The 11,338-nt window shown below is 52.7% G+C and carries 8 protein-coding genes; 5 read left to right on the top strand and 3 right to left on the bottom strand.

Going from position 1 to position 11,338, the window contains the following annotated elements:
* Positions 1 to 278 (top strand): hypothetical protein (locus V6D20_05770; GenBank protein HEY9815293.1); only part of this gene is annotated, 278 nt, incomplete at its 5' end.
* A gap of 522 nt (positions 279 to 800) precedes the next feature.
* Here the strand turns inward: V6D20_05770 and dapB are convergent.
* Positions 801 to 1,628 carry a 4-hydroxy-tetrahydrodipicolinate reductase gene (gene dapB / locus V6D20_05765; protein HEY9815292.1) on the bottom strand — a complete coding sequence of 276 codons (828 nt, stop codon included), beginning with the start codon at positions 1,626 to 1,628 and terminating at the stop codon, positions 801 to 803.
* A 112-nt stretch (positions 1,629 to 1,740) separates the two neighbouring features.
* The gene (locus tag V6D20_05760) at positions 1,741 to 2,370 is read right to left on the bottom strand and encodes a TVP38/TMEM64 family protein (GenBank protein HEY9815291.1); all 630 of its coding nucleotides are present in this window, start codon (positions 2,368 to 2,370) and stop codon (positions 1,741 to 1,743) included.
* A gap of 1,624 nt (positions 2,371 to 3,994) precedes the next feature.
* On the opposite strand from V6D20_05760, the gene sds reads away from it, so the two are divergent.
* Entirely contained in the window at positions 3,995 to 4,966 is a 972-nt protein-coding gene (gene sds, locus V6D20_05755) for a solanesyl diphosphate synthase (protein ID HEY9815290.1), read from the top strand.
* Positions 4,967 to 5,247: 281 nt separating this feature from the next.
* On the opposite strand, the gene V6D20_05750 is transcribed toward sds, so the two are convergent.
* Positions 5,248 to 5,721: a hypothetical protein gene (locus tag V6D20_05750; protein ID HEY9815289.1), complete on the bottom strand. Its 474-nt coding sequence runs from the start codon at positions 5,719 to 5,721 to the stop codon at positions 5,248 to 5,250.
* Positions 5,722 to 6,453: 732 nt separating this feature from the next.
* Between V6D20_05750 and hetZ the strand changes: the two genes are divergently transcribed.
* From hetZ to acs, 3 genes are all read left to right on the top strand, one after another.
* The gene (gene hetZ, locus V6D20_05745) at positions 6,454 to 7,563 is read left to right on the top strand and encodes a heterocyst differentiation protein HetZ (GenBank protein ID HEY9815288.1); all 1,110 of its coding nucleotides are present in this window, start codon (positions 6,454 to 6,456) and stop codon (positions 7,561 to 7,563) included.
* A 185-nt stretch (positions 7,564 to 7,748) separates the two neighbouring features.
* The gene (locus tag V6D20_05740; GenBank protein HEY9815287.1) at positions 7,749 to 8,711 is read left to right on the top strand and encodes a hypothetical protein; all 963 of its coding nucleotides are present in this window, start codon (positions 7,749 to 7,751) and stop codon (positions 8,709 to 8,711) included.
* Positions 8,712 to 9,088: 377 nt separating this feature from the next.
* Entirely contained in the window at positions 9,089 to 11,059 is a 1,971-nt protein-coding gene (acs, locus tag V6D20_05735; protein HEY9815286.1) for an acetate--CoA ligase, read from the top strand.
* Positions 11,060 to 11,338: the final 279 nt, after the last annotated feature.

Genomic DNA, 11,338 nt, shown 5'->3' with positions numbered 1-11,338 from the left:
AGCCAGTGATGTCCCAGGGCGATCGCCGCGCTGCGGTGCAGCAAAGTATCCCCGCCTACGATAAGGGCGTCACCTTGCCCATGTGGGCGGCGAAGCTGATGGGCGTGGTGATTGAGCGCATTGGCCCGAAGGGGTTGGAATATGCCCGCTTCTCCATCGATTCCCACTTCACCCGCAACTATCTCTACACCAAGCGCCAGCATCCTGAGAAATTGGAGGCCCACGTGCCAGACTATGCCAAGCGCATTGTTGACCAGTATGAGTTGCCGCCATCTTGAAGCGGTTCACCAGGGCTTTGTCCAGTCCGGCTGGGCTGGATCCGCCAGCTTAGGCTCTGAGATGTTGTCTATGGGTGGGCCTGTTGTGGATGCTGTGTTCTTGTGACCTCTTGTGACCTCCGATCTGCTGGCGCTTTTAGGGGGCGATCGCTCCTATCTATTTTTCCTTGGCGAGAGTTTTTTGATCTCTCAACATATAGGAAGAAAATAGAGTGAATATACGGGTTTATGGATGAGGTTGAGACGTTTAGAAGCCTGAAGTTCGGTAGAAGTTGGGACGCTTTTCACCGCTATCCGATAGAGAATAGATTCAAATCTGGAGAACGCACCAAGCGAAGCAATAACCAGGGGGCATTTAGGTTATTGCAACTCAACTGGAAAGCTTCTCTAATTCAATTCATGCCTGACCTTGGGGGCTTATGAGGTCAGGCATTTTTTTTGTTTGATGATCGGTCTACGGCTATTCATGGTGATGGAATAAAGCTGCATCTAGAATAAATTGACCGCTCATTTATCGTGGTGTTAGAGGATTTTTTCTAACCCATAAACCAGGGATTTAAGTTGAGTGACGGCACGAATTGCTAGCAAAACACCGGGCATATAGCAGACGCGATCGCTGGTGTCGTGACGCAGGGTATAAATCTGTCCTGGTGCGCCAAACATGACTTCTTGATGAGCAATTAAACCCGGTAGGCGAATACTGTGAATGCGAATATTTTCGTCAGTGACGCCTCCGCGTGCGCCAGCAATAGTTTCGGTTTCCGTAACCTTAGGGGGATTGTAGGATTTACCGAGTTCTGCCAACATTTGAGCCGTTTTAATGGCTGTGCCGCTAGGGGCATCGGCTTTTTGGTCGTGATGTAGTTCTAAAATCTCGACGTGGTCGAAATATTTCGAGGCTTGGATGGCGGCCTGTTGCAGCAGAACCATGCCAATGGAAAAGTTGGGGATGACCAAGCAGCCGGTGCTGGCCTTATCGGCAAAGTCGGCCAGATCCTGCAACTGCTGATCCGATAGCCCCGTGGTGCCCACAACGGGCCGCACTCCGTAGGCGATCGCTGCCCGCACATTCTCATACACCGACTTGGGATGGGTGAAATCAACCATCACCGGCAGTTGCTTTTCCTGAGCTGCCATGGCACAGGTGGCCTCCATATCTGGCAGGATGGGGATTTCTAGCGCACCGCAGCCTGCGACCTCGCCTACATCTTGCCCTGTGAGGCTAGGATTGCGGTCAATAGCACCGATGAGGGTCATGTCGTCGGCTTGGGCGATCGCCTTAATGACTTCGCGCCCCATTTTGCCGGCTGCGCCATTTACGATTACGGGAATTGGAGCTTGTACGGTCATTGCTGAATGCCTCTACCCAAACACAACAGTGGGGATTGCTCGAACAGTCCTAGACTATGCCGTGATGCGATCGCCCAATGGGCATTGTAAGGCCAGAGTGGGGTAGCTTGCCTCAGCGTGGTGCAGAGCCTCGGCGCTGCATCCAGAGGGGCAATAGGGATAAACCGGCTAGACCCACTAAGGCCGCAGCAAAGGGGCGTACACTGCCACCCTCCAAGGCTGTGTATCCTGTCACGCCCAGCCAGGTGTAGGCGAGGGTGCCGGGAATGATGCCAATGAGCGTGCCAAAGGCGTAGGGCTTGAGGGACAGTGGTGTTAACCCCAGAAGAAAGTTCACGAGGCAAAAGGGAGAAATCGGCGTGAAGCGAATGGCTAAAACGCAGGAGAGGGCTTGGCGATCGCTGAGTCGATCAAACCAGGTGAGCAGCGGATGGTGACCGACTCGTCGCATCAGTCGATCTCTTAGAAGATGACGCGCGACCAAAAAGGCAGCGATCGCCCCCAACGTTGCGCCCATCACTGACCACACCGTACCCCACCAGACCCCAAAAATGGCCCCGCCCGCAATCACCAGCACGGTTCCAGGAATAGAGAAGACTGCTGCGAGAATATGTCCTGTAATAAAGAGTAAAACTGCCCAACGGCCCAGATGATTCAACTGATGCACCAAGGCATGGTAGTCTAGCAAGGCTCCAAGTGGTGTGTGGAGCAATAGCCCAAGACCGACACCAACTCCGATCAAGATTATGATCGGCTTTGCCAAGCTACCCTTTGGTTGCATCTGAGAGTCCGCTGCTGAATACAAGCTAAGTCAGGGCAGTATCTGTACACCCGGGATTATGGTTCCCTTGTGTTCGTTTCCCTAGCTTCAGCGTGCCACTGCCTGCAACCCGATGCATGAGTTTTTAATGAGAAATCACTGAGTTCATTGACCAAACCATCGATGCGCAAACCATGGCTCGCCTGGGTTTCCTTCGATAGCCAGGATGAACGCTATTGGCTCAAGGCAACTTGACCTCTATGGCACCGGATGATGACTAGACATGATCCGTGAATGCCTGAGGTTGCAAATGCTTGAGATGACATAGCGGAAGGAGAGCGATCGCTCTCGGCGCAACCTAAGCGCGAAGGCGGCTGACCAAACGCAAGAGCAAATAGATAGCCAAAAGATACCCCGCTGCTAGGGCAGGGATGATGAGAGGAACACTGTTGTAAGTCATAGCAGTAGCCCGGTAGCGTCAGAGGAGTTCAGAAGCAGGAAAGCAACCCACGCCCAGAAGACATAGGTGGAAAATAGGTTTTACGAATATGCAAAAGCAGGCGTGGACTGATCAACAGCAACAACGCCCAAGGTTCTTAATGCTATGTATATCCAGTACCTAGGCGATCGCCCAGACCGATAAAGTGGGTCGAAACCTGCGCAAATACGGCTCACCAGCTCATGCCAGGGAGAGTATGCGTCTTCTTCATCTTTTTGAGGCTCCAGCCATCAAAGCTACAACGGAACTGCATCGGTACAAACAAACTGCTAGACAAATGTCTTCAGCAATTTATCAGTCCCATAAGTTTTGGGTAGCTCGACCTAACACTGGTATAAAGCTTTTGAATCCTTACTTATTAGGTTAACACAGGATCTCCGTTGATCTAGGACTCTTTTTCATGTCACTTTACAAAAAGATACAAACCTCGAACAAGACATCTGTTCAGGATTTTGTCGATTTTGCACAGGGTTCTACGAGTGATGAGATCCCAGAACGGATGCGTATAAATACGGAGGTGTGATAAGTGAGTGTTTTGGTACCAAAGTACTAGTAAAGTGCTGGCCAGTTGCTGATGGCGATCTATGTCGGGCAGACGGTTAGCGCTCTTGAATGACTCGCGGATTAGAATGCGCTAAAACCTCGGGAATGGGTTGGGTACTGAGGATGATATGGGACGTACAAGCGTTGGTTTACCGATTCTTGCTCCAAGGGTTATGAAGAGCCTTAGGGTGATGCTTCCTGGTCTGGAGTCCGTGAGCTTGGGAGGGGAGAATAGGCAAGGGCAATCGCTTGGGAGAGTAGGAGGCTTTGAATGGGGAGCGATCGTTTGCTAGGAAGATAGGGCTGGATGGGCGATCGCTAGCACCTGAATCTGCATCATCGAAAGATCTAAGGGACAGCATTCGTTGTTTGCTGGGAGACCGTTAGGGATCCTAAGGGACAACTCAGACATCGTGGCTCACGGAAAGACTTGGTCTGGCAACCCCTTCAGCGATCGCACCCCTAAGGCGATCGCAGCTAGATCATTTACAACCCGGAGCGTTGACTTAGAATGAGGATAGAATATGTAAAATTTCGTAACCTAAAGTCAGGTTCAGCCTACCCATGACCTCAGCGCTTTCTCTCTTTTCCCCCGTCGAAGCCGATCTGAGTTTGCTTTCTGAGAACTTGAAGCAGTTGGTTGGTGCGCGTCATCCAATTTTATACGCGGCCGCAGAGCATTTATTTGGGGCATCTGGGAAGCGTGTGAGGCCTGCTATTGTTCTGCTCCTCTCGCGGGCCTCTGCAGCAGATGGATGCATTACCCCTCGCCATCGCCGCCTTGCCGAAATCACTGAGATGATTCACACCGCCAGCCTGGTTCATGATGATGTGGTGGATGAATCGGAGGTGCGGCGCGGTATTCCTACGGTACACAGCAGTTTTGGGAATCGCATAGCGGTTTTGGCTGGCGACTTCTTGTTTGCCCAGTCGTCTTGGTATTTGGCGAACCTAGACAATCTTGAGGTGGTGAAACTGCTGTCGCAGGTGATTATGGATTTGGCGGAGGGCGAAATTCGTCAAGGGCTGAATCGCTTTGAGGCCGATCTGTCCCTAGACGCTTATTTAGAAAAGAGCTATTACAAAACCGCGTCTTTGATTGCCAACAGTGCCAAGGCAGCGGCGGTGCTGAGCGAGGTGTCTGCCGCTTGGGCTGATGACTTCTATAACTATGGCCGCCATTTAGGACTGGCGTTTCAAATCGTGGATGACATTCTCGACTTTACAGGCTCTGCAGATTCCCTTGGCAAGCCGGCTGGCTCTGACCTGAAGAGCGGCAATCTGACGGCTCCGGTGCTCTATGCTATTGAAGAAAAACCCTATTTAGAGACGCTGATCGAACGTGAGTTTGCCCAGGAAGGTGATCTAGACCAAGCGATCGCCCTTGTGGTGGCTAGCGAAGGCATTCAGCGATCGCGAGACTTGGCCGCCCACCATGCCCAAACCGCAGTCCAGCATTTAGAATGCCTGCCGGCTTCCGACGAACGTCAAGCTCTGACAAGCTTGGGAGACTATGTATTACGACGCCTGTATTAAGACGGTGCCATTAAGGCGACGATCGCTTGACGATCGCTTTAAGATAACCATGATGGCGGTGCCGGGTCGCTGATGATCTAATCCATGGCAGTTTAAGAGGGCGATCGCTTCGACGCTCAACGTAGTTTTACGGATGCCCCCGTAGTTTCACGGTGAACTCAGACGATATGGCTACATAGGTAAGAGAGGGTGTACTACTCTGGTTCGCGACCTTTAGATTGCGCAGAGCCCGACAGTTAGTCTATCCGTTCGTAGTTTCTCATATGCCTCTAGCCCACTCCTCACGCCAGATCTGGCGGTATGATTTGGGCATTTTTCCATTGCTGTAATTGGGCCTGAACCAAGGTTTGTAGATCTGACTGGCGGATTTCTGTACCAGTTGAGAGATTGCCAGGTTCTTCAAAAAAAACTGTGCTATCTACGGTTTTCATTGATGCAACTTGGAACAGAATATGGATAACAGGAGTGGGAAATGCCATCAATTGTGGGTTCTTAAAGGCAAATGGGGCATTCGCAGCATCATTCAACGTTGGGAATGCGTAAATCACCTTTTTCTCCACACTGGGTTCATTTCGGCTACTCAGGGTTGTGATAACCCAATTTTGATCCAGGGTCTGCAATACGTAATACTCAGATCGCTTGAGTCGTTGAGCAAGCTGCTTCAGTACAGGCGCGATCGCCTCTACCACAGCAGGTGTCTGACCATCCTTAGGAGCTTGGTCAACTAGCGTTTGAATTTGTTGGTCTAAATCCATAAAAGTTTAACGGCCTATCCGCAACAGCATCTAACAAGAGCCCCGTTTCCCTAGTCTAAACCGTTGTTCCCTCGTCGTTCCGTTGACCTTGAAACCATTTGGGGCTGATCTCCCAGCCAAGTGGTTGCAGCAGGCGCTAGACGACTGGCGTGTTTTTCACCAAGGCTTGGATGGATTAAGCGTGGTTGATCCATCTAAAGCCCGTGATGGGGACAGGAATGGGGCCTGTGTCCGGGTGTTTTTAGCTGTTTAGCTGGTTGCCGATAGGGCTGGATTTGGGTTGTCCAAGGTTAGGGAGGCGATCGCTATGGGTTTTATCACACTCCATATCACCCATACGGGCGTTTCGTAGAATAGTGTTTTATGCTGGATGGGCATCATAAATGCCGATCTGGGCAGACTGGATCATGGATACATTGCAGGGATACATTGCAGCATCAATCCATCGCAGCACGATGGGATGGATTGCGGGCAGATGTAGTTCAGCTATGGAAGGATAGCAGATTGGTGAGAGCCAGGCTAGATTCAATCATCAGCAACGCTGGTCTAGATCTCTGTCGATGAATGACTCACTCCAGCTCATGTCTGATTCAGCTATACGGCCTGTCGCCTGATCACCCCTAGGTGGGGCATCTAGGGGACTGCTAGGCTGGATTAGCTCGGTTATGCTTGGAGCGGGTTTGGAGTGGGTATACAGTAAACGGTCACTAATCAGGGGAGACCATCTAAAGCGTGGGGTCGATTTCTGAACTGCTATTTCAAGAATTCCGGGATGCTACCCAAGCCTCTGCTCAGAACTGTCGAGAGGTGTCACTTCGTTTAGCTCATGAAGTGAATCGCATTTGCACCGAGAGTCAGCGCATTCAGCGTTCGGGGGAAGTTGAAACCTGGATGGTGACGCTGTCTCGGCACCGGCTGAATCAATGCCTCAAATACTATCGCTTGGGGTCGAGGCGAGGACGGGTTGAGCTACACAGCACCCTTAGCGCTGTGATCTATCGCTACATTACGCCGCCCCAGGTGCAGTCTAGCTATCAGGCTCGGCTCACGCTGATTGAAGATTTCCTGCAGGGGTTTTACATCGAATCGCTCAATGCCTTTCGTCGGGAAAATCAGGTGCCCAGCGATTATCGACCGCGTAGCTTGCTGGAGCTTTCGGAATATATGGCGTTTACCGAACGCTATGGAAAACGGCGAATTCCGCTGCCGGGGCGACGCAGTCAGCAGTTGATTATTCTGCGGGCCCAGACGTTTTCCCAGCAGCAGCCTCCTGAAACCATGGTGGATATGGAGCAGGCGGCGGAGGGTAGTAGTCCTGAGGGCGATCGCAGTTGGAGTACGGCACCCCTGCAGCAGGTGCGTGAACAAATGGTGGCGCGGGAGCCCGATACCGATGAAAGTTCTCTGCGGCGCACGGTCATTCAAGAACTAATGGCCTATCTAGAAGAACGGCAGCAGGAAGACTGTGCCAACTATTTTTCTCTGCGGTTGAAAGATCTGCCAGCCAGCGAGATTGAGGCTATCTTAGGACTAACGCCACGCCAGCGCGACTATTTACAACAGCGGTTTAAATATCATTTAATTCGCTTTGCCCTATCCCATCATTGGGAACTGGTGCATCAGTGGCTGGAGGCGGATTTAGAGCGCAACTTTGGTCTGACGCCTCAGCAGTGGGCTCGCCTGCAGGAACAACTTACGCCGAAGCAGGCAGAACTCTTGCAGTTGAAGCAAGACAAGGTGGAGGATGGGGCGATCGCTCAGATCCTCGGCTGTACCCTCACGCAACTTCACAAACAATGGTCAAAACTGCTAGAACTGGCCTGGGAAATTCGCAACAGCTAGCCCTTGGGGTGGTACGGAGCTGTTCTGCTGTAAGGCGTTGGGCGATCGCTGTATCCCATGCCTGAAAATTACTCGTGCGATCGCTGATGCAGTATCCGGAGCAACGGGATCAACCCATGAATAAAGACCCAGAAGCGATAAAACATCTACTTGCATGGCTGTTGCAAGAACCAAGCCTAAGCGCAATGAACCCGTCTGAGATGAATGTGAGCCATGGGGTTGGCTCTGACCCATCTGGGAGTTTGGATGCACAGTCTTCAAATCATTTAGACCCCCTCGATTCTGAGGATATAGACCCCACGCTAGAGATCCTTAGTGAATCGAGCCGCCGTTTGTTTGAGCAAACATCCTTTGAACTGGGAGATATACCTGTCGTGCAAGACCGTTTCCATGCTCTGTTAAAGCGTCGGCTCCAGTCAGAAATTGAACAGAACCCCCCCCTGTTCCCCTGGGAGTCCGAACTCTGTGATTATGCCGCTGAACCTGTAGACTTAGCTACTCCAGCCCTAGTTCCCACCGGGTTTTGGGAGGCTCAGCTCAAAGACCGTCTCAATATTCCCGTAGCCATGCCCGAGGGGGTGTTGGCCACCCTGCTCAGCCAATGCCAAGCGGTAGTTCAACTCTCGCTGCGGGAAGGTGCCAAGCTGGTGCAGGCTGTGGAAATGCTGTTTCCTGGCGAAGCCCGAACCCTCAACCAACTGGCTGGGCTGGTGTTAGCGCCTCCTACCCGGTCTGAGTCGATGACCTTGGCTAATCAAACTGGATTGCCTAAAAGCTATGATGCGGCTACCCAGCCTCAGCAGATGGCCCTGTCCCTGCTGGCGGCGCGGGAAATTTTGAACCTGTTGACCTTAGATGTGTCGGCTAGCCAGCCCACCGCTACCCGTCAGTGGCTGACTCCCATGGGTGTGCTAACCCTGACGACGATCTATCAGGCGGATATGGGACAGATCCGTATCCAAGGGCAATTGCCTTGTCAGGGTAGCCTGACGTTGCAGGGTGGTGATGCCCAAGCGACGGCTCAACGGTCTAGCGAAGGCCGTCTGGGCGTGGAGTTGTTTGATATTACACCGGGGCAAACCTACACGCTGACGATTAATGCAGCTGGTTTAACCCAGCCTCTCCTCTTTGCCATTCACCCCCATTAGCGCCTCCTAGGACTTCGATGTCATCTGTGCCCCAGCACCCTGCTGGGCCCAGCGTGAGCGATCGCCATCATTGGGGAGGGCCAGTATGTGTCCTAGGCTGAAACCATCACTGCGCGTCTCAAGTATCCAACTTGATGGCGCGCAGTTTGCATAGGCGATGTGTGGCTGATGGGTTTGGGACAAGGGTTGGTTCCTAGGATTCACCTCTGAGCCCGTCCTCAACTGTGTCTAACTGTGCCAAACGGTTAAGAAAAAGGGCGATCGCGATCTACCGGCCCTAAAAACACCGTATGGTTTTTAATGAGACGGGTTGTGCTGTAGCCTACGCCTCCATGGTGCGGAGCACAACATACCTTACGCATTGGGAACCTTAAGCTATGTCAGAATCTACAATTGAGTCGGGTTTACAGGAGAAGCGGGTTTTCTATCCCTCGGCTGAGTTTTCGTCCCAGGCGCAGGTGAAGAGCCTCGATGAGTATCAGCAGCTCTACGATCGCGCTCAGGCAGATCCGCAAACGTTTTGGGCAGAGTTGGCTGAGCAAGAGCTGCATTGGTTTCAGCCTTGGCACACCGTATTAGATTGGCAACCTCCCTTTGCCCAATGGTTTGTGGGAGGGCAGACTAATGTATCCTACAACTGTTTGGATCGCCATCTCACCACCTGGCGGCGGAATAAAGCGGCGCTAATTTGGGAGGGTGAACCCGGTGACTCCCGCACTCTCACCTATGCCCAGCTCCATCGAGAAGTGTGCCAATGTGCCAATGTGCTCAAACAGTTGGGCGTGGGCAAGGGGGATGTGGTGGGCATTTATATGCCGATGATCCCGGAAGCGGCGATCGCCATGTTGGCCTGTGCTCGAATCGGCGCGCCCCACAGTGTGGTCTTCGGTGGCTTCAGTGCGGAGGCCGTACGCGATCGCTTAGCGGATGGGAAGGCTAAGCTAGTGGTGACGGCGGATGGCGGATGGCGGAAAGATGCTATTGTTCCCCTCAAAACCCAGGTGGATCGAGCGATCGCCGACGGTGCGGTGCCGACGGTGGAGAACGTGCTAGTGGTGCGGCGCACAGGGCAAGACATTGACATGCAGCCAGGGCGCGACCATTGGTGGCACGAGCTTCAGCCCACCGTGTCGGCAGATTGCCCGGCCGAACCCATGGACAGTGAAGACGTACTGTTCGTGCTCTACACCTCCGGCAGCACCGGCAAACCCAAGGGCGTCGTACACACCACAGCGGGCTATAACCTCTACGCCCATATGACCACGAAGTGGATCTTCGATCTCCAGGATACCGATGTCTACTGGTGTACAGCAGACGTGGGTTGGATTACCGGACATAGCTATATCGTCTACGGCCCGCTCTCGAATGGGGCTACCAGCGTGATGTATGAAGGCGCACCCCGTCCTTCTAATCCGGGTTGTTTCTGGGATGTGGTGGAAAAATATGGCGTCACCATTTTCTACACCGCTCCCACTGCAATTCGGGCCTTTATCAAAATGGGGTCGGACTTGCCCCAAGCTCGTGACCTGTCCTCCCTGCGCCTTCTGGGTACTGTGGGCGAACCCATTAACCCAGAAGCCTGGATGTGGTATCACACGGTGATTGGCAAGGAACGCTGTCCCATTGTGGATACCTGGTGGCAAACGGAGACCGGTGGTGTGATGATTACGCCGCTGCCGGGAGCAACGCCCACCAAGCCCGGCTCCGCTACACGACCGTTACCGGGCATTTTGGCAGATGTGGTTGACCTCGATGGCAACTCGGTGCCGGATAACGAGGGCGGCTATCTAGTGGTTCGCCATCCTTGGCCAGGGATGATGCGTACGGTCTACGGCGACCCCGATCGCTTCCGGCGTACCTATTGGGAGCATATTCCCCCCAAAGATGGTCGGTATCTCTACTTTGCCGGGGATGGGGCCCGGCGGGATGAAGATGGCTACTTCTGGGTGATGGGCCGTGTGGATGACGTGATCAACGTCGCAGGTCATCGTTTAGGCACCATGGAGATTGAATCTGCCTTAGTGTCCCACCCAGCAGTGGCGGAAGCTGCCGTCGTGGGCCGTCCTGATGAGGTGAAGGGGAATGAAATTGTTGCCTTCGTCACCCTGGAGAGCGACCAAGAACCCACGGAGGAATTAGCCAAGGCTCTGAAAAAACACGTTGGGCAAGAAATTGGGGCGATCGCTCGTCCGGGCGATATTCGCTTCAGTGATGCCTTACCTAAGACGCGATCGGGTAAGATTATGCGTCGTCTATTGCGATCGATTGCTTCTGGTCAAGAAGTGTCTGGAGATACATCAACTCTAGAAGATCGCTCGGTGCTTGATAAGCTACGGGGTGGTGCGTAGATTGAACGGTTAAGCGCCAACCTTGAACATCTGAGGGTGGGGATTGTCCTCACCCTTCTCTGTTTCTGCTAGTGGTGCTTGTGTCGTGAATAACACAAGGTTGATGACGTCACAACTATAGAACACGATCTACAGATAGGCTAAATAAGCCATATCGTAGCGTGCTGTTAGGCGAAGCCGTAACGCATTGCCTTGAAATGCTTAGATGCATTACGCTATCGCTAATGCATCCTACAAAAATAAGGATTTCTGCTTAGCGATTTCATTCAACGCTGAAAA

The organism is Candidatus Obscuribacterales bacterium (assembly GCA_036703605.1).
GTDB lineage: Bacteria > Cyanobacteriota > Cyanobacteriia > RECH01 > RECH01 > RECH01.
Note: the sequence above shows the minus strand (reverse complement) of the source record. Positions and strands in the feature narration are given on the sequence as shown.